Annotated in this window: 16 protein-coding genes; 8 read left to right on the top strand and 8 right to left on the bottom strand. The window is 56.7% G+C overall.

What is annotated here, in order from left to right; translation table 11 throughout:
* Positions 1-213 precede the first annotated feature (213 nt).
* On the bottom strand, positions 214-4,116 hold the full coding sequence (hrpA, locus tag PU683_RS13260; protein ID WP_277172153.1) for an ATP-dependent RNA helicase HrpA: 3,903 nt from the start codon (positions 4,114-4,116) through the stop codon (positions 214-216).
* A gap of 203 nt (positions 4,117-4,319) precedes the next feature.
* Here hrpA and azoR point away from each other — a divergent pair, with 203 nt between their 5' ends.
* The gene (gene azoR, locus PU683_RS13255; RefSeq protein ID WP_277172151.1) at positions 4,320-4,925 is read left to right on the top strand and encodes an FMN-dependent NADH-azoreductase; all 606 of its coding nucleotides are present in this window, start codon (positions 4,320-4,322) and stop codon (positions 4,923-4,925) included.
* 3 nt (positions 4,926-4,928) lie between these two features.
* On the opposite strand, the gene PU683_RS13250 is transcribed toward azoR, so the two are convergent.
* The 4 genes from PU683_RS13250 to PU683_RS13235 form a co-directional block, all read right to left on the bottom strand.
* Entirely contained in the window at positions 4,929-5,705 is a 777-nt protein-coding gene (locus PU683_RS13250; protein WP_277172150.1) for an OspG family effector kinase, read from the bottom strand.
* 89 nt (positions 5,706-5,794) lie between these two features.
* Entirely contained in the window at positions 5,795-6,121 is a 327-nt protein-coding gene (locus PU683_RS13245; RefSeq protein ID WP_277174292.1) for a YdbL family probable chaperone protein, read from the bottom strand.
* Between the two features lie 7 nt (positions 6,122-6,128).
* Entirely contained in the window at positions 6,129-6,320 is a 192-nt protein-coding gene (locus PU683_RS13240) for a YnbE family lipoprotein (RefSeq protein ID WP_277172148.1), read from the bottom strand.
* Positions 6,317-8,956: a YdbH family protein gene (locus PU683_RS13235; RefSeq protein WP_277172146.1), complete on the bottom strand. Its 2,640-nt coding sequence runs from the start codon at positions 8,954-8,956 to the stop codon at positions 6,317-6,319. The genes PU683_RS13240 and PU683_RS13235 overlap by 4 nt, the downstream gene beginning before the upstream one ends.
* A gap of 286 nt (positions 8,957-9,242) precedes the next feature.
* Here PU683_RS13235 and PU683_RS13230 point away from each other — a divergent pair, with 286 nt between their 5' ends.
* Together PU683_RS13230 and hslJ are read left to right on the top strand one after the other, a co-directional pair.
* Positions 9,243-10,232 carry a 2-hydroxyacid dehydrogenase gene (locus PU683_RS13230; RefSeq protein WP_277172144.1) on the top strand — a complete coding sequence of 330 codons (990 nt, stop codon included), beginning with the start codon at positions 9,243-9,245 and terminating at the stop codon, positions 10,230-10,232.
* A gap of 107 nt (positions 10,233-10,339) precedes the next feature.
* Complete coding sequence (gene hslJ / locus PU683_RS13225; protein ID WP_277172142.1) at positions 10,340-10,762, top strand: heat shock protein HslJ; 423 nt, start codon at positions 10,340-10,342, stop codon at positions 10,760-10,762.
* Here the strand turns inward: hslJ and PU683_RS13220 are convergent.
* On the bottom strand, positions 10,756-11,022 hold the full coding sequence (locus tag PU683_RS13220; protein ID WP_277172140.1) for a putative hemolysin: 267 nt from the start codon (positions 11,020-11,022) through the stop codon (positions 10,756-10,758). The two genes, hslJ and PU683_RS13220, sit on opposite strands and share 7 nt — an antisense overlap.
* 404 nt (positions 11,023-11,426) lie before the next feature.
* On the opposite strand from PU683_RS13220, the gene PU683_RS13215 reads away from it, so the two are divergent.
* The 5 genes from PU683_RS13215 to ttcA all read left to right on the top strand — a co-directional run bounded on the left by PU683_RS13215 (position 11,427) and on the right by ttcA (position 17,576).
* Positions 11,427-11,942, top strand: coding sequence for an outer membrane lipoprotein (locus tag PU683_RS13215; RefSeq protein ID WP_277172138.1), 516 nt, complete (start codon positions 11,427-11,429; stop codon positions 11,940-11,942).
* 10 nt (positions 11,943-11,952) lie between these two features.
* Entirely contained in the window at positions 11,953-12,465 is a 513-nt protein-coding gene (locus PU683_RS13210; RefSeq protein ID WP_277172136.1) for a DUF5384 family protein, read from the top strand.
* Between the two features lie 175 nt (positions 12,466-12,640).
* The gene (gene nifJ / locus PU683_RS13205; RefSeq protein ID WP_277172134.1) at positions 12,641-16,165 is read left to right on the top strand and encodes a pyruvate:ferredoxin (flavodoxin) oxidoreductase; all 3,525 of its coding nucleotides are present in this window, start codon (positions 12,641-12,643) and stop codon (positions 16,163-16,165) included.
* Between the two features lie 124 nt (positions 16,166-16,289).
* Entirely contained in the window at positions 16,290-16,502 is a 213-nt protein-coding gene (locus PU683_RS13200) for a KTSC domain-containing protein (RefSeq protein ID WP_277172132.1), read from the top strand.
* A gap of 138 nt (positions 16,503-16,640) precedes the next feature.
* Positions 16,641-17,576, top strand: a complete 936-nt coding sequence (gene ttcA / locus PU683_RS13195) for a tRNA 2-thiocytidine(32) synthetase TtcA (protein WP_277172130.1) — start codon at positions 16,641-16,643, stop codon at positions 17,574-17,576.
* A 50-nt stretch (positions 17,577-17,626) separates the two neighbouring features.
* Here ttcA and dbpA read toward each other — a convergent pair whose 3' ends face one another.
* Both dbpA and ynaL read right to left on the bottom strand, forming a co-directional pair.
* Positions 17,627-19,000, bottom strand: a complete 1,374-nt coding sequence (dbpA, locus tag PU683_RS13190) for an ATP-dependent RNA helicase DbpA (RefSeq protein ID WP_277172128.1) — start codon at positions 18,998-19,000, stop codon at positions 17,627-17,629.
* Between the two features lie 62 nt (positions 19,001-19,062).
* Positions 19,063-19,212, bottom strand: coding sequence for a proline-rich small protein YnaL (gene ynaL, locus PU683_RS13185; protein ID WP_277172126.1), 150 nt, complete (start codon positions 19,210-19,212; stop codon positions 19,063-19,065).
* Between the last annotated feature and the right edge of the window lie 30 nt (positions 19,213-19,242).

Here is a 19,242-nt window from a genome sequence, read left to right as displayed (position 1 = left end):
CTATTCCGTTCTGGTAATCCGCGATCAACCGCCGGATGGCGGCTGTCGCCTTATCCGGCCTACAACCCCATCGCGTGCGGGTAAATTCGATACCGTAGGCCGGATAAGCGTAGCGCCATCCGGCACTCTCTGCGGATGGTGAGCTATTCCGTTCTGGTAATCCGCGGTTAACCGCCGGATGGCGGCTGTCGCCTTATCCGGCCTGCAAAGGCTTTATGCGCTGAGCTGTTCCATCGCTTGCAGGATACGTTTGTCAGAGATGGGATACGGCGTGCCGAGCTGCTGGGCGAAGAAGCTGACGCGCAGCTCCTCGATCATCCAGCGGATTGCCTTCACCTCTTCATCATCACGTCGCGCGGGCGGCAGCTTGTTAAGCCACTGCTGCCATGCCTGCTGCACCTGCTCCACTTTCAGCATCTGCGCGCGATCGCGGTGCGGGTCGACCGCCAGCTTCTCCAGGCGTTTTTCAATCGCCTGCAGGTAACGCAGCGTATCGCCCAGGCGGCGGAAGCCGTTGCCGGTGACGAAGCCGCGATAGACCAGCCCGCTCATCTGCGCTTTGATATCCGATAACCCCAGCGCCATGGTCATATCCACTCGCCCTTTCAGACGCTTGTTGATGTTGAACACTGCCGTCAGGATCTGCTCCACCTGTTTGGCGATCTCCACCACCGTGTCGTTAAGCTCGGCACGCACTTTCTCATGCAGCGCGGCAAAGCCCTCCTCCGTCCACACCAGGCCGCCCGCCTCATCAATTAACTTATCGATGCCGCAGGCAATGCAGTCGTCAATCAGCTCCAGCACTTTGCCGTAAGGGTTGAAGTAGAGCCCCAGTTTGGCTTTGTTCGGCAGCTTCTCATGCAGATACTTAATCGGCGACGGAATGTTCAGCAGCAGCAGGCGGCGAATACCGGCCCACATCGCATTTTGCTGCTCCTGCGGGTTATCAAACAGCTTGATCGCCACACTGTCGCGCTCATCGACCAGCGCTGGCCACGCTTTCACTTTGTAGTTGCCGCGCTTCTGCTCGTAGCTTTCCGGCAGTTGACCAAAGCTCCAGATATGCAGCCCGCTCTGCTCAATACCGTCATCGGCGACTGCCGACAGCGTCTCCTGCACTTTGCCCTTCAGCTGCTCTTTCAGCTCGCTCAGGGAGCGGCCTTCAAGCAGCTTCTTATTTTTATCATCCACCACGCGGAAGGTAATTTTCAGGTGATCGGGCACCTGCTCCCAGTGCCAGTCGTCGCGGTCGACGGTTACGCCCGTCATACGGCGCAGTTCGCGCTCCAGTGCGTCGAGCAGCGGCATCTCCAGCGGCGTTACACGGCCAAGAAACGCTTCGGCATAGTTCGGCGCCGGGACAAAGTTGCGGCGCGTCGGTTTCGGCAACGATTTGATCAGCGCAATCACCAGCTCGCGGCGCAGGCCGGGGATCTGCCACTCGAAACCGCTCTCCTCCACCTGGTTGAGCAGCGGCAGCGGAATATGCACCGTCACGCCGTCGGCATCCGCGCCCGGCTCAAACTGATAGCTCAGGCGCAGCTTAAGGTTGCCCTGATGCCAGAAGTTCGGGTAATCAAGCTTGCTGACATTTTCCGCCCCCTCTTTGATCAGCATGCTCTTTTCAAAATTGAGCAGATCCGGTGTCTCACGGCTCGCCCTCTTCCACCAGCTGTCGAAGTGGCGGGCGGAAATCACCTCATGACTGATGCGCTGATCGTAAAACTCAAATAGCGTCTCATCATCCACCAGAATGTCGCGGCGGCGGGATTTATGCTCCAGCTCCTCGACTTCGGCGCGCAGCTTCAGGTTGTCGAGGAAGAAGGCATGGCGGGTTTGCCAGTCTCCCTCTACCAGCGCGTGGCGGATAAAAAGCTCGCGGCACAGCGCCGGATCGATCTGGCTGTAGTTGACCTTACGCGCGGCGACAATCGGCAAACCATAAAGCGTCACTTTCTCCATTGCCATCACCGCGCCCTGCGAGCGCTCCCAGTGCGGCTCGCTCCAGGAGCGTTTAATCAGATGCTGCGCGACCGGCTCGACCCACTCGGGATCGATGCGTGCGGCAATGCGTCCCCACAGGCGGCTGGTCTCCACCAGTTCGGCCACCATCGTCCACTTCGGTGGCTTTCTGAACAAACCGGAGCCGGGGAAGATGGCGAAACGGGCGTTGCGCGCGCCGGTAAACTCCTGCTTGTCGGCATCTTTCATACCGATATGCGACAACAGCCCGGTAAGCAGCGCAATATGAATTTCGCGATATTCTGCCGGTTCACTGTTCACCGGGATGCCCAACTCTTTTACCACCTGGCGCAGCTGGGTGTAGATATCCTGCCATTCGCGCACGCGCAGGTAGTTGAGGTAATCGACGCGGCACTGGCGGCGGAACTGGTTCGAGGAGAGCGCTTTCTGCTGCTCGCCGAGGTAGTTCCACAGGTTGACAAAGGCGAGGAAGTCGGACTCCTTGTCGTGGAAGCGCTGATGCTTCTCATCCGAGGCCTGTTTCTTATCCAGCGGCCGCTCGCGCGGGTCCTGAATCGACAGCGCCGAAGTAATGATCATCGCTTCACGCACGCAGCCATGCTTCTGCGCTTCCAGCACCATGCGCGCCAGACGCGGATCGACCGGCAACTGCGACAGCTGGCGGCCGAGCGGTGTCAGTTTATAGGCGGTCTGCTGCTCGTCGGTGGCAATCGCGCCCAGCTCCTCCAGCAGGCGAACACCATCCTGAATATTGCGTTTATCCGGCGCTTCAACAAACGGGAAGGCGGCGATATCGCCCAGCCCCAGCGCGGTCATCTGCAAAATAACCGACGCCAGGTTGGTACGCAGGATCTCCGGATCGGTAAACTCCGGTCGCGAGAGGAAATCATCTTCCGAATAGAGACGGATACAGATCCCCTCCGAGACACGACCGCAGCGCCCTTTACGCTGGTTGGCGGAGGCCTGTGAGACTGGCTCAATCGGCAGCCGCTGCACTTTGGTGCGGTAGCTGTAGCGGCTGATGCGCGCCGTACCTGGATCGATCACATATTTAATGCCTGGCACGGTGAGCGAGGTTTCCGCCACGTTGGTCGCCAGCACAATCCGCCGCCCGCTGTGCGGCTGGAAGACGCGGTTCTGCTCGCTGTTGGAGAGGCGCGCGTAGAGCGGCAAAATTTCCGTGTGGCGCAGATCGCGTTTACTTAACGCATCCGCCGTATCGCGGATTTCTCGCTCGCCGCTCATAAAGATCAGAATATCGCCAGCGCTTTCCCGGCCTAACTCATCCACGGCGTCGAAAATAGCCTGCAACTGGTCGCGCTCGGTGTCATCCGCCTCTTCAACAATCGGGCGATAGCGCACTTCCACCGGGTAGGTGCGCCCGGAGACTTCAATAATCGGCGCATTGTTAAAGTGGCGCGAGAAGCGCTCAGGATCGATGGTCGCCGAGGTGATAATGATCTTCAGATCCGGGCGGCGCGGCAGCAGCTCGCGCAGATACCCGAGCAGAAAATCGATGTTAAGGCTGCGTTCGTGCGCCTCATCGATGATGATGGTGTCGTACTGCATCAGCAGCCGATCCTGCTGAATCTCTGCCAGCAGAATGCCGTCCGTCATCAGCTTAACGAGGGTGTTGTCGCTGACGTGATCGTTAAAGCGGACTTTATAGCCGACGCAGCCGCCCGGCTCAGTCTTCAGTTCTTCGGCAATACGGTTCGCCACGGTACGCGCCGCCAGGCGACGCGGCTGCGTATGGCCAATCAGCCCTTTAATTCCACGCCCCAGCTCCATGCAGATTTTCGGCAGCTGCGTGGTTTTACCGGAGCCGGTTTCACCCGCGACAATCACCACCTGGTTATCGCGCACCGCGTCGAGGATCGCCTGCTTCTTCTGGCTGACCGGCAAGTTTTCCGGGTAGTCGATGACCGGGCGAGACGCCTCGCGCTGCGCCACTTTCGCCGCCGCCTGTGCGACCTCTTCGCCGATCTGTTGTAATAAAGCCTGGTGAGATTCAGGATTTTTAACTTTCTTGCTGCCCTGCAGACGGCGGGCGAAGCGCTGTTTATCGCGCAGCATCAGCGTGTCGAGCTGCGCGTAGAGATCGTTAATAGTCAATTTTTGTTGTTCAGTCATAGAGTTATCGGGCAGAGCACTGCCGGGAAACTGGATCAGTTTGCAATGTGCGTAGAATAGCACATCGCTACATCCCATTTCTTGTTCAAGAAATTCGAACATGGGCTTCGATATATTGCGCTATTCATGATCACAGATTGTGAATAGAGTGTGACGAATTCACGGGGGCAACCCAGCGTCAATACAACAAAGGAAACCACCCAATGGGTAAAGTATTAGTTCTTAAATCCAGCATTCTGGCAGGGTATTCTCAATCTTCGCAGCTCTCTGATTACTTCGTTGACCAGTGGCGCGCAAAGCACGCCGATGATGAGATCACCGTGCGCGATCTGGCCGCAAACCCGATTCCGGTGCTGGACGGTGAGTTAGTCGGCGCGCTGCGCCCGAGCGATGCGCCGCTGACACCGCGTCAGCAGGAAGCGCTGTCGCTCTCTGATGAACTGATTGCTGAACTGCAGGCGCATGATGTGATTGTCATCAACGCCCCGATGTACAACTTCAACATCCCGACGCAGCTGAAAAACTACTTTGACCTGGTGGCGCGTGCGGGCGTGACGTTCCGTTACACCGAAAATGGCCCGGAAGGTCTGGTGACCGGCAAACGTGCGGTGATCGTCTCCAGCCGCGGCGGTATTCATAAAGATACCCCGTCTGACCTGGTTGCACCCTACCTGACACTGTTCCTCGGTTTTATCGGTATCACCGACGTCAACTTCGTCTTCGCTGAAGGCATCGCCTACGGCCCGGAAGTGGCGGCAAAAGCGCAGGATGACGCGAAAGCGGCTATCGATAGCATCGTCGCCGCGTAAGCATTACCCCTCTCTTCCCTCTGTGGAAGGGAGGTATTTAGCCAGTTTTAGCGCATTGACCTCGCGTACAAACGTTCTGAAGTAGTAGTTAATTTTGCGCACCAGATCCTCCACCATAAACTCATTCAACGGCAAGCCAGGCGGGTTGAGGTGTGAGTCGTCAAAATCGATCAGGTTAAAGCTATCTGTTTGCGGATCGTAGAGAATATTGCCGAGATTAATGTCGTTATGATCGACCCCGGCAAGTTCGAGTTTTTTCGCTAATTGCGTGGCGACGTCGCCCTTTGCGTAGCTGGCCGCGGCTTTTTCTGCAAGTCCGATCTCCCCCTGCGCGAGAATCTCCGCCAGCGACACTCCGCTGATTCTTCTGAGTTTCACCGAGACCGCTTTCTGCAGAGGATTTGCCGTCTTTCTCATCATTATGTTTGCACTGCCTGCACCGTAAAGACGATTAAAAGCCGCCGCATTGTTCATCGCGCTGTGCAACCGTCCCTTGTGCTCGGGATCGATAACTGCGCTGTAATCCTTCATCACATACTTATCGTCATAGTGATAAACGCTGCCAATGGAGCCGGTGGCGATGAGGTTTTCCGATTTACGGTAACGCTCGAAGGCGTCTGGTTCTGTTCCGCCCGCGGTCTGAGCAGAGTGACGTCTGAAGGGCGAGATAATGCGTTGAAATCCCCGACGGAGCGCAGAGTGTTTTCTGGCTGGCACATCCTCTTCCGGCTGTTGCTGAAAGGAAGCCATGCGCGGGGTGGTTTTTTTGTAGGCGTACATAAGCATCAACTCCAGGCGAAAGCACCCGTTGATGATAGTGAAACGCGGGGCGGTTGCCCGCGCTTTTCAGAGGTTTCATCACGCTAATTTCACTGCTTACGCAACCACTTACCATTAATTCCACGCACATATTCACCGGGCTTCGCCCGCTCAACCAGCTTCTGTCCGGCCATCCTGGCGACATCATCAACCGGAATATTGTTACGATCGGCCAGCTGCTGATAGCTCTCAGTACGCGCTTTATTGATGCGCTCAACCAGTGCCAGCGTCTCTTGATCCTGGCGCAGCGGCGCAATATAGCCGTTCAGCGTTTCGCCGACGCGGCCCTGGCTACGGGCTTCATCCAGCGTGAGCGCCTGGGCGATGCCGCTTACCAGGCTTAGCGCGAGCAGCGCGCTTATGACTCGTTTTTTCATCATCGCCTCAGAAGAGATCGCTACGGGATTTCAGCAGGCTCTCCACATCTTTATCAACTTTGATATGGATCTCATGCTCAATTTTGACGTTCATATTGATGGTGATCGGCTCTTTTGGCGCCGCCACTTCTATCCGCGGCGTACAGCCGACAAGCAGCATGACTGCCAGCAGGCCTGGCACGATTTTCAGGGTTCTCATCTCTTTTCCTCGCACGACGTGCCCTTTTTGCAGCGCGTATCGGGCAACGCCGCATGTTGCTCAAGCCATGACTGTAAATTGTCAGCAAAACGCAGACTACGCCATAGCGTGAACAGATTTTCCTGATGGGTATAGTTGAGATTAACACGCCCGCTTTTCCCTTCGGCATAACTGGTGCCCGAGAGTTTGGCGCGCAGAGTTAACTGCCCCAGATTATCGACATCGATCGTCGTCCATGAGCGCGAAATTTCCATATAGCGCAGCCAGTTAATCGCCGCGCCCGCCGCCATATGATCGTTAACGATGGCGTCGGCGGTGTTTTTATCGAGCCGCAGCGTCATTGGCCCCGGGTTGTGCAGCCAGCCATCTTTGATAATCCAGCGTGGATTATCGAGCCACAGCGGCAGCGCACCATCAACCGGGCCGGAGAGCGCGAATTGCTTCGGGTTCACCGCACTTATCACTTCACTCGCTTCAATATGACTCAGGCGCAGCAGCGCCGCGTCATGCTGGGGCAGACGAAGCTGCTGCAGGGTGACTTTGCCGCCCAGCACATCGACGCTGACATCGCTGAGGGTCAGCGGGTCTTGCTCGCTGTAGGGCCACGCCCCCTGTAAATCGGCGGTAATATTTTTTGCCGTGACCTGATTGACCACTTCACCAATACGCAGCGACACCGGATGGCGCGTGCCCAGTTGCCAGGTGGCATTGCGATAGCGGAACGGCAGCACGAAGTCGATGCCACGGATCTCGTTATCCGGCGTCCAGACGCTGCCGTTTTTCAACACTCCGTGACCGCCCGCTTCAAAGCCCTGATCCGCCGCGGCGGAAAAGGCGACCTGCGCATAGAGCGAGCCGTCGAGCAGATTCATTTTCCACTCTGGCGGCACCAGCGGCTGGAACACCGTCAGGGATTGCTGCGGCCACCACGCCTGGCCGCGCAGGCGCTCCCCGTCCCAGCGACCATTGATCTGCACCGGGCCAATCGCTTCGGCGTTAAGCGCGCCTTTAAACTGAAAGCGCGTCGGTTCCGGGCCGTCGACGCTGAAATGCAGGGTTGAAGGCGGCAAAACGCTGCCGCTGCTGAAGGTGGTTTTACCGGCTTCCAGCGTCAGAGCGCCGGTAAAATGCGGTTTTGCCGTATCACGCAGCCAGCGCACCGGTTTATCCAGCACCAGCCTCGGCGCGCTCATCTGCATGGCACCATACTGCAACTGATCAAAGCCGGTAGAGAGTGCCGTTAAAGTGATGGCCTTATCGCGCCACTCGCCGCGCCCGGCGACATCCCAGCGGGCGTGCATCGGCGTGAAATGACCATCGCCCCAGTAGCGCCAGCGCCATAGCCCATTATCGGGCAGGAAATTCTCGGCGCGGCCGTCGAGATGCAGCGTGAAATCGCCAAGCGCATTCTCATGGGCGCGCAGAATGGCCTGCAACCGCCCGTCGATACCGTGCTGCGTCAGGCTGACACCGGCCAGCGGCCAGCGCACCTCATCAATATTGAGCGAATCAATAATGCGGCCTCTGGAGCGCAGCAGCGCGCCGGGGCTGAAGGCGAGCCGTGGCTCTTCGAGACTGCCGCTGAGGCGACCAGGGAGCACGGCATAGAAAATCAAATCGCCCTGCTTTGCCTCGCCGGTCAGCTGCAGCGGCAGATCGTTGTTGCCGGGGCTGAGGCGGCCAGGGCCAAAGTTGAGCACAGCGTTGCCTTTACCCGCGTCGCCCTGGGTTAAGACATTTAACCGGCCACTGACTTGCGCATTCTCAAGCCCGGCCTGCCAGTTGTCGATATTAACGCCCACGCGCCCGCTGAGCGGAAAACCCTGATAGGGCCAGTTCCAGCGCCCGTCACTGATGGCGAAGCGCTGTTCACTCACCTGCCATGGCAGATCCAGCAGCGGCTCCCCTTCGCCGCGCGCCATCACAATCAGCTGCCCCTGCTTATCGCGCCAGTCGAGATCGACATCAAGAGTGTGTGGAGGCTGCGGCAGGGTTAAGGTGCTCTCCATATGCCCGCTCACCGGTATGCCCGCCGGATCGTTGGGCAGCGTAAAGTTGCCCCCAAGGGTAAACGGCGGCTGATCGTTAAACAGCCGCAGCGCCATGCGCTTGACGTCCAGCTTCTGGCCCTGCAGACGCGCGCTGAGTTCAACGCGATCGCCCTGATAATCGAGCCTCTGCACCTGCGGCGTCAGCGCCAGAGAGAGTTTGCCCTGCCACGTTTTCCATGGCGTGACTGTCAGGCGATCGACGGTCACCCAGCTATAAGGCAGCAGCGACTGCCACTCTGCCAGCGAGCGCGGCGCACTGCGCTCTTCTTCATTGTTGCTGAGTTTATTCAGGCAGGCGGTATTGATCTCAAGCGAGTCAATATGCAGCTGCCAGCGGCTGGGGTGGGTCAGCCGGGCATGACGGAGCTCGGCGAGGGTGCACTCACCCGCAATGTAGCGTAAATCGGGAATGTGCAGGGAGTGGAGCGTGAGGCGCGGGCTTTCGCTCATAGCGATGCGTGTGCCTGCGGGCAACCAGACGCCAACCAGCGTCGGCACCCACTGCGCCAGCGTCAGCAGCAGCGTGAGCGGCAGCAGTATGAACAGTAGTACCAGCGCGATGGCGGCCTTGTATTTACCCTTCATGGGCAGCTAATATCCTGATTTTGCATCTAATTGAGGCGAAACTGGCGGCTATTGTGCCACGTCGCGGCGCGATATTGAACGCATACGCCTCGTTAATCATAGACCGGCCGCTGCGTTTCCCCTAATGGGCGTGCAAGCGATCAGCCGCCCCTCTCTCTTCCCGGGATAGAGATATACTCAACGTAGAAGCATTCACCTTCTCTCTGTTTCTAAACAATATTTGAGCATTTACTTAATAATTTTAAAACGTGATAATAGAGGCAGAAAATCATTGGAGAAAAGTCTTATGAAAATCGCGATATACAGCACAAAGCAATACGATAAAAAGTATTTGCAGCAGGTTAACGAGCTTTATGGCTACGATCTTGAATTTTTCGACTTTCTGTTAACGGAAAAGACCGCCAAAACCGCTCATGGCTGCGAAGGTGTCTGTATATTCGTCAACGACGACGGCAGCCGCCCGGTGCTGGAGGAGCTGAAAAAGCTCGGCGTGAAGTTTATCGCCCTGCGCTGCGCAGGCTTTAATAACGTCGATCTGGATGCGGCGAAAGAGCTGGGGCTGAGCGTGGTGCGCGTACCGGCCTATTCGCCGGAAGCGGTGGCCGAGCACGCTGTCGGCATGATGATGACCCTCAATCGCCGCATTCATCGCGCTTATCAGCGCACCCGCGATGCCAACTTCTCGCTGGAGGGGCTGACCGGTTTCACCATGTATGGCAAAACCGCGGGCGTGATTGGCACCGGAAAAATCGGCATTGCCGCCCTGCGTATTCTGAAAGGTTTCGGTATGCGTCTGCTGGCGTTTGATCCTTACCCGAGCGCAGCGGCGCTGGATATGGGCGTCGAGTATGTCGACCTGCAAACGCTATTTTCGCAGTCGGATGTCATCTCACTGCACTGCCCGCTGACCCCGGAGAACTTCCATCTGCTCAACCAGAGCGCGTTTGAGCAGATGAAAAATGGCGTGATGATCATCAATACCAGCCGCGGCGGGTTGGTTGATTCCCAGGCCGCGATTGAAGCCTTAAAGACGCAGAAGATTGGCGCACTGGGGATGGATGTTTATGAAAACGAGCGCGATCTCTTCTTTGAAGATAAATCCAATGATGTGATTCAGGACGATGTCTTCCGCCGGTTGTCTGCCTGCCACAACGTTTTGTTTACCGGCCATCAGGCCTTCCTGACCGCCGAAGCGTTGACCTCTATTTCGGAAACGACGCTTGAAAATTTACGTCAGCTGCATGACGGCGAAAGCTGCCCGAACGCGCTGACCTGAGACTCGCGCCCCGCCGTCGGGGCGCGTTTTAAGAGTAACCCCGGTGACATGGCTGTTCGACCGGGTACAATTCCCACCGTTTTGATGGAACGAACCCAGAGGAAAAGATGAAAAAATTGATCGCTTTGGTCGCGTTGAGCGCAGTGCTTGCTGGCTGCGTCAGTTCCCGCGCCGTACAGCTGAAACCAGAACAACTGGAAAATCAGCGCTTTGTATTGACTACATATAATGGCAAAAGCATTGCGCCAGACGAGCCGAAACCGGAGATCCGCTTTGATAAAGATCTGCGCGTATCCGGCAAAATGTGTAACGGTTTTACCGGTCAGGGCAAGCTCTCTGAAGGCGCGTTAACCGTGAAGCATCTGGCGATGACGATGATGATGTGCCCGGACGCGCAGCGTAATGAACTGGATCACACCATTAATGCGATGCTCGCCGAGGGCGCGCAGGTTGATCTGACAGGGAATCAGCTGACGCTGACCACCGCGACGCAGACCCTGATTTACACCCGCGCCGCGAACGCTCAGTAACTTCCGCAACTGCCGGTGGCAAGCGACTGCTCGCTGCAGCGTTTGCCATTTGGCAGTGCACACATCCCTGTCATTGACCCATCAAGCTGGCGCGCGACGGACATTGCGCCGCCGATCATTGCGCAGTTGGCCTGCCCACTGTTTGACATCGCCGCTTTTAACCCTGGCGCAACGTGCGCGGCGGTCGCCTGCTGAACAGGTTCACTGCTGCAGGCTGACAATAACAGTGCGGCACACCCAATCCATAATGCTGAACGCATCTCTTACTCTCCCCCATCAAAAAAGCGAAACCCAAGCATCATAGGCAGCCAGGCGCAATACGTCGAGGGCTGAAACTCATCTTTGTGGTGCGATGAAACACTTTTTTGCGATTTTTTTAATTATGAAGCGAACTCATCCACCACACGGGTCGTTCGCGGCGGTGAACGGGATAAAGGATTGCACCCTCGATCAAGCGAGACTGTTTAGCGCATTTTTTTAAATAGCTGCGGTCACTTTTATTTCTTTTTTATATGTTTGGCTTTTAATAAATATACGCGAATTATATTTACACCATTTTTCATCCAAACAGATCTAAATATTTCCAAAAGTAACTGAAAAATAATTACACGCTCCCGTAATATCGCGCACAGATTTTTCTCTTAATTAAAAAATGGTTAACGCTATGTTATTTAAAAAATCGTTTTGTGCAGCAACTCTTCTCTCCTTTTTTTCGTTAATGGGCTGCAAATCAAATGCTGATTATTTGGCGGCAGATGTTTACAGTGCTGGCCAGGTTAATGCCAAACAAAAAACGAAAACCGTCACGATTTTATCTGTCCTGCCAGCCAAAGTTGCGGTGGATAATAGTGAGAATAAAAAAGCCGCGCAGACATTTGGTGCCGTGCTGGGCGCGGTTGCCGGTGGCGTTGCCGGGCACAATATCGAGAGTGGTTCTGCGCTGAACACCGTAGGCGGTGGCGTGGGCGGCGGCGCAATCGGTGCGGCGGCAGGCTCTCTCGTCAAAGATAAGGTTCTGGTTGAAGCTGTTACCTTAAGCTACAAAGAGGGTAAACACGTATTCTCCTCCACCCAGGTAGGGAAAAGCTGCATGTTTACCCCGGGTCTTGCGGTAATTATCTCTATGGGCAAAGACGAGACGCGTATTCAGCCCAACGCAACCTGCCCTGAGAAGAAATAAAAGGTCACAAATGAAACGCGCAGCTTTATGTGTTTTTTTGGCGGCCGTAACTTTTCAGCCTGTTTATCTCTGCGCCGCAACGCTTCAGGAGCAATTAAAGGCCGTGGCTACTGCTGAACGCGAAGGCGAAATGCAGGCGCAGCAGGAAAAGGAGTACTGGCGAGAAAAAAGACGCCAGCACCGGAAGAAAAAGAGAGCTGCTGCTGAAGCTCAGCGTGCGGCTATTAATGCCAGACAGGCGAAGCGTGAAGCAGAAATAGCCGCAGATAAAAAACGTGATCGGCAGTTTGAGGAGCAACTTCGCGCACTTGAAATTGAAAACCGCCGTCTTGAACTGCAGGCAAAATCAGCTCGGGTGCAGCGGGAGAAGGATTTCGTTGAGCAAGAGCTTAAACAGCGAGCGGCGCAAACGGATGTCATTCAGTCTGAAGCTGACGCCCGGCGTAACCTCTCATCAGGGGGGAAAGCGTTAATGCAAAGCGAAGGCAAAGCCAGAGAAAAAGAGGCCAGCAGCTGGTGGTAACAGCCTAAAGCGGAACATTATGTTCCGCTTTTTTATTGCTCAGCCTGGATCAATTTGTGCACTCGAAGACCATGTAAGTTCAGGGGATTAAAGAAAAGTCTTATACTTGCTTAACAATTACAGGACTCGTCGCCGTAAAACGCGTCCCCTTTTTTGAGCAATGTAAGGGTGCCTTATGATCACAATTGACGGTAATGGTGCAGTCGCATCCGTTGCGTACCGCACCAGTGAAGTTATCGCCATCTACCCGATTACTCCCAGTTCAACGATGGCTGAACAGGCAGATGCCTGGGCAGGAAATGGCCTGAAAAATATCTGGGGCGACACGCCACGCGTGGTAGAGATGCAGTCAGAAGCGGGCGCCATTGCCGCTGTTCACGGGGCGTTGCAGACTGGCGCGCTCTCGACCTCGTTCACCTCATCGCAGGGTCTGCTGCTGATGATCCCGACCCTCTATAAGCTGGCCGGGCAGTTAACCCCCTTAGTGCTGCACGTTGCCGCAAGAACCGTCGCTACCCATGCATTGTCGATTTTTGGCGACCACTCCGATGTGATGGCAGTGCGCCAGACCGGCTGCGCCCTGCTCTGCGCCAGCAGCGTGCAGGAAGCCCAGGATTTTGCGCTTATCTCCCATATCGCTACGCTGAAAAGCCGCGTGCCATTTATTCACTTCTTTGATGGTTTTCGTACCTCGCACGAAATTAACAAAATCGTGCCGCTGTCAGATGACACTCTGCGCACCCTGATGCCTGAGGAGGAGATTGCCCGGCATCGCGCGCGCGCCCTTAACCCGGAACACCCGGTGATACGCGGTACTTCCGCGAACCCTGACACCTATTTTCAGTCCCGCGAAGCGACAAATCCTTGGTATAACGCCGTTTACGATCACGTTGAGCAGGCGATGGAGGATTTTGCCGCCGCCACCGGCCGCCACTACAAACCCTTTGAGTACTATGGCCACCCACAGGCGGAACGCGTGATCGTGCTGATGGGTTCGGCGATTGGCACCTGCGAAGAGGTGATTGATGAGTTGCTGACGCGCGGCGAAAAAGTAGGCGTGCTGAAAGTGCGGCTCTACCGCCCTTTCAGCGCCATGCATCTGCTGGCGGTGCTGCCGCAAAGCGTACGTAACGTCGCGGTGCTGGATCGCACCAAAGAGCCGGGCGCGCAGGCGGAGCCGCTCTATCTCGATGTGATGACCGCTCTGGCTGAAGCATTTAATCGCGGTGAACGCGAAACCTTGCCTCGTGTGATTGGCGGCCGCTATGGGCTGTCGTCGAAAGAGTTCGGACCGGAGTGTGTCTTAGCCATCTTCAATGAGTTGCGCGCTGAGAAACCGAAGCCGCGTTTCACCGTTGGCATTTATGATGACGTTACCCACCTCTCTTTAGCGCTGCCGGAAAATACCCTGCCGACGCACGCCAAACTGGAAGCGCTCTTTTACGGGCTCGGCAGCGATGGCAGCGTCTCGGCAACCAAGAACAACATCAAGATCATTGGTAACGCGACGCCGTGGTACGCCCAGGGTTACTTTGTCTATGACTCTAAAAAAGCGGGTGGCCTGACGGTTTCCCACCTGCGCGTCAGCGAAAAGCCGATCAACTCGGCCTACCTTGTGTCGCAGGCGGATTTTGTCGGCTGTCACCAGCTGCAGTTTATCGACAAATACCAGATGGCTGAGCGCCTGAAACCGGGCGGGATTTTCCTGCTCAACACGCCTTATAGTTGTGATGAGGTGTGGGCGCGCCTGCCGCAGGAAGTGCAGGCGGTGCTCAGGCAGAAAAACGCCCGCTTTTATGTCGTCAACGCGGCAAAAATTGCCCGCGAATGCGGGCTGGGCGCACGCATCAACACCGTGATGCAGATGGCCTTTTTCCACCTCACCGCCATTCTGCCGGGCGACAGCGCGATCACGGCGTTGCAGGGGGCGATTGCCAAAAGCTACAGCAGCAAAGGCCAGGAGCTGGTTGAGCGCAACTGGCAGGCGCTGGCGCTGGCGCGTGAATCGCTGGCCGAAGTGCCGCTGCAGGAGGTGGACAGCCAAAGCGCACATCGCCCGCCGGTGGTATCAGACAGCGCGCCGGACTTCGTTAAAACGGTGACGGCAGCGATGCTGGCAGGGCTTGGCGACGCCCTGCCCGTCTCTGCGCTGCCGCCGGACGGCACCTGGCCGGTGGGCACGACGCGCTGGGAGAAGCGCAACATTGCCGAGGCGATCCCGATCTGGAAAGAGGAGCTGTGTACCCAGTGCAACCACTGCGTTGCCGCCTGCCCGCACTCAGCGATCCGCGCTAAAGTGGTGCCGCCGCAGGCGATGGAGGAGGCGCCGGCAAGCCTGCATTCGCTGGATGTAAAAGCGCGCGATATGCGCGGCCAGAAATATGTTCTGCAGGTGGCGCCGGAAGATTGCACCGGTTGTAACCTCTGCGTTGAAGTCTGCCCGGCGAAAGATCGTCAGAATCCGGAAATTAAGGCGATCAATATGATGTCGCGCCTTGAACATGTTGAAGAGGAGAAAGCGAATTATGACTTCTTCCTCAACCTGCCGGAGATTGACCGCAGCCAGCTGGAGCGCATTGATATTCGTACCTCGCAGCTTATTTCGCCGCTGTTTGAGTACTCTGGTGCCTGCTCCGGCTGCGGCGAAACGCCCTACATTAAGCTGCTGACCCAGCTCTATGGCGACCGCATGATGATTGCTAACGCCACCGGCTGCTCCTCGATTTATGGCGGCAACCTCCCCTCAACCCCCTACACCACCGATGCGAACGGGCGCGGGCCGGCGTGGGCCAACTCGCTGTTTGAAGATAACGCCGAGTTCGGGCTTGGCTTCCGCCTGAGCGTCGACCAGCATCGCCAGCGTGTTATGCGTCTGGTGGAGCAGTTTGCTGACGCGCTGCCCGCCGACCTGCTTGCGGCTCTGCGAGCCGATGCCACGCCAGAGATACGCCGCGATCAGGTGGCTGCCCTGCGCCGTGCGCTGGCGAATGTCGAAGGCGCACAGCAGCTGCTGATTGATGCCGATGCGCTGGTTGAGAAATCGATCTGGCTGATTGGCGGCGATGGCTGGGCCTACGATATCGGCTTTGGCGGCCTGGATCATGTGATGAGCCTGACCGAGAACGTCAATATCCTGGTGCTGGATACCCAGTGTTACTCCAACACGGGCGGCCAGGCTTCAAAAGCAACCCCGCTTGGCGCGGTCACCAAGTTCGGCGAGCATGGTAAGCGAAAAGCGCGCAAAGATCTGGGCGTCAGCATGATGATGTACGGTCATGTCTATGTTGCGCAGATCTCCCTCGGCGCGCAGCTTAACCAGACGGTGAAAGCGATTCAGGAAGCGGAGGCCTATCCTGGCCCGTCGCTGATCATTGCCTACAGCCCGTGTGAAGAGCATGGCTACGATCTGGCGTTGAGCCACGACCAGATGCGCCAGCTTACCGCGACCGGCTTCTGGCCACTCTATCGCTTCGATCCACGTCGCGAAGCGGAGGGCAAAATTCCGCTGGCGCTCGACTCCCGCCCACCCTCTGATGCGCTGGCAGAGACGCTGCTTAATGAGCAGCGCTTTAAACGCCTGAATGCGCAGCAGCCGGAGGTGGCTGAGCAGTTGTGGAAAGAGGCGGCGGCGGATCTGCAAAAACGTTACGACTTCCTCGCGCAACTGGCCGGAAAAGCGGAGAAAAGCCCGGCCGAATAACGCGCCGGAGTAAATAAAAGCCGCCGGGCGACAACCGGCGGCTTTTTTATGTCACTGTTTTGCATGACAACACACGGCAAGCTGGCTAATAATCACCACTCAACCCGGCGGTCAGGATAACCTCATGCTTCATCACCCTGTTACATCATCACGCATTGCCTCTGTGGGGTATGACTCGCAAAGCCGCACGCTGGAGATCCGCTTTCACGACAAGCGCGCCTATCAATATCATGAGGTGCCTGAGCGCATTTTTACCGTTTTTCTGACCGTGGTGTCGAAAGGACGCTTTTATGATGGCGTGGTGAAAGGCAAATATAAGGAAAAGCGCATTGCCTGAGCCGTCATCACCTTGCGCAGCTGGTGTGATAAATACCTGCCATAGGCGTAAATCATTGGTACAATCCCGCCCTAATCGCGTATCTCTGCCCGTGGTCTGCGTACCGCTGGCGCAAAAAAACCGAATTGAGCCTTTTTCATGTCGCAAAATCAAGAAATTAGCAAAAAAGAACAGTACAACCTCAATAAGTTGCAGAAGCGTCTGCGTCGCAACGTGGGTGAGGCGATTGCCGACTTCAATATGATTGAAGAAGGCGACCGGATTATGGTTTGTCTCTCCGGCGGCAAAGACAGCTACACGATGCTGGAGATCTTGCGCAACCTGCAGCAGAGTGCGCCAGTCAACTTCTCGCTGATTGCGGTCAATCTCGATCAGAAGCAGCCCGGCTTCCCGGAGCACATCCTGCCTGAGTACCTGGAAGCGCAGGGTGTGGAGTACAAAATCGTCGAAGAGAACACCTACGGCATCGTGAAAGAGAAGATCCCGGAAGGCAAAACCACCTGTTCGCTCTGCTCACGCCTGCGCCGCGGCATTCTGTACCGCACCGCCACCGAGCTGGGTGCAACAAAAATTGCGCTCGGCCACCACCGCGACGATATTCTGCAAACATTGTTCCTCAATATGTTCTACGGCGGCAAGATGAAAGGCATGCCGCCAAAGCTGATGAGCGATGATGGCAAGCACATTGTTATCCGTCCGCTGGCCTACTGCCGCGAGAAAGATATTGAGCGCTTCTCTGAGTCCAAAGGCTTCCCGATCATTCCGTGCAATCTCTGCGGTTCGCAGCCGAACCTGCAGCGCCAGGTGATTGCCGATATGTTGCGCGACTGGGATAAGCGCTATCCGGGGCGTATCGAAACCATGTTCAGCGCGATGCAGAATGTGGTGCCGTCGCACCTGAGCGATGTCAACCTGTTCGATTTCAAAGGCATTAAGCACGGTTCGGAGGTGGTCAACGGCGGCGATCTGGCGTTTGATCGCGAAGAGATCCCGATGCAGCCGGTTGGCTGGCAGCCGGAAGAGGATGATGCCCAGCTCGATGAACTGCGGCTGAATGTGGTTGAAGTGAAGTAAAAAAAAGCCTCTCAGGTTCTCTCTGAGAGGCTTTTTTAATGGCGCTGGCGCTATTTCAGCAAGCGCACCCGGCACGCTTTGCCTTTGATTTTGCCGTTTTGCAGCTGCTTCCACGCCTGGCGCGCCACGCTCTGTCGCACTGCAACATAGACATGCGCCGGATGGACGGTGATCTTGCCAATATCGGCTCCGTCCAGCCCCATCTCACCGGTTAACGCCCCCAGCACATCGCCCGGACGCATCTTGGCTTTCTTACCGCCGTCAATGCAGAGTGTGGCCATCTCTGCCGCCAGCGGTGCGATGGCAACACTGGCTGGCGCAGAAAGCCAGTTCAGCTTCAGCTGCAGCATTTCAGAGAGAATATTCGCCCGCTGCGCCTCTTCCGGCGCGCAGAGGCTAATCGCCAGCCCCTGATTCCCGGCACGCGCGGTGCGCCCTATACGGTGAACGTGCACTTCCGGGTCCCATGCCAGCTCGTAATTGACGACCAGTTCAAGAGATTTGATATCCAGGCCGCGCGCGGCGACATCGGTCGCCACCAGCACACGGGCACTGCCGTTAGCAAAACGCACCAACGTCTGGTCGCGGTCGCGCTGCTCCAGATCGCCATGCAGCGCCAGCGCCTCCTGGCCTGCGGCATTCAGCGCATCGCACACTTCCTGGCAATCTTTTTTGGTATTGCAGAAGACCACGCAGGAGGCCGGACGGTGAACGCTCAGCAGTTTCTGTAACAGCGGAATTTTGCCGTGACGGGAGACTTCAAAAAACTGCTGCTCAATAGCCGACAGATCGTCAACGGTATCGATCTCCACCGTTTCCGGGTTGCGCTGTACGCGCCCGCTGATGGCCGCGATGGCCTCCGGCCAGGTGGCAGAAAAGAGCAATGTCTGGCGCTGCGCCGGGGCGAAGCGGATCACCTCATCAATGGCGTCGCTAAAGCCCATATCCAGCATGCGATCGGCTTCATCCATTACCAGCGTTTGCAGATTCTCCAGCGAGACCGTCTGTTTTTGCAGATGATCCAGCAGACGGCCCGGCGTGGCGACGATGATGTGCGGCGCATGCTGTAATGAATCGCGCTGTGCGCCAAACGGCTGACCGCCGCAGAGCGTCAAAATTTTGGTGTTGGGCATTGAGCGCGCCAGACGACGCAGCTCGCTGGCAACCTGATCTGCCAGTTCGCGCGTCGGGCATAAAATCAGCGACTGGGTCTGAAAACGGCTGCTGTCGATGTGCTGCAGTACGCCAAGGCCAAATGCCGCTGTTTTACCGCTACCGGTTTTTGCCTGCACGCGGACATCTTTACCAGCAAGAATCAGAGGAAGCGCAGCAGCCTGCACGGGCGTCATGGTGAGGTAGCCCAGATCGTTAAGATTATCGATCTGGGCGGCGGGCAGCATGTTCAGTGTAGAGAAAGCGGTCAAAATAGAGTCTCGCGATAAAAGGCTTCGGTTCAGCAGGCGCGTATCCTCTCAGATCTGCCCCTTTAACGCGACATTTTAATCGGCTCTTCATCCGGCGGCGGGTCCGGCAAGGGCTGCGGTTTTGGGATCGGATCAGGGATTGGCACCGGGTCGTTCGGCACAGGATCGGGCGGCAGTGAATAGAGGGCGTTGCGTAACGTCAGAATAGCCATGGTGTTCTCCACTTCAGCATTGTCGTTACT

Source organism: Candidatus Kosakonia sp. 282A-S69 (assembly GCF_029433855.1).
GTDB classification, from domain to species: Bacteria; Pseudomonadota; Gammaproteobacteria; order Enterobacterales; family Enterobacteriaceae; genus Kosakonia; species Kosakonia cowanii_A.
This window is presented reverse-complemented; position numbering and strand designations above follow the sequence as displayed.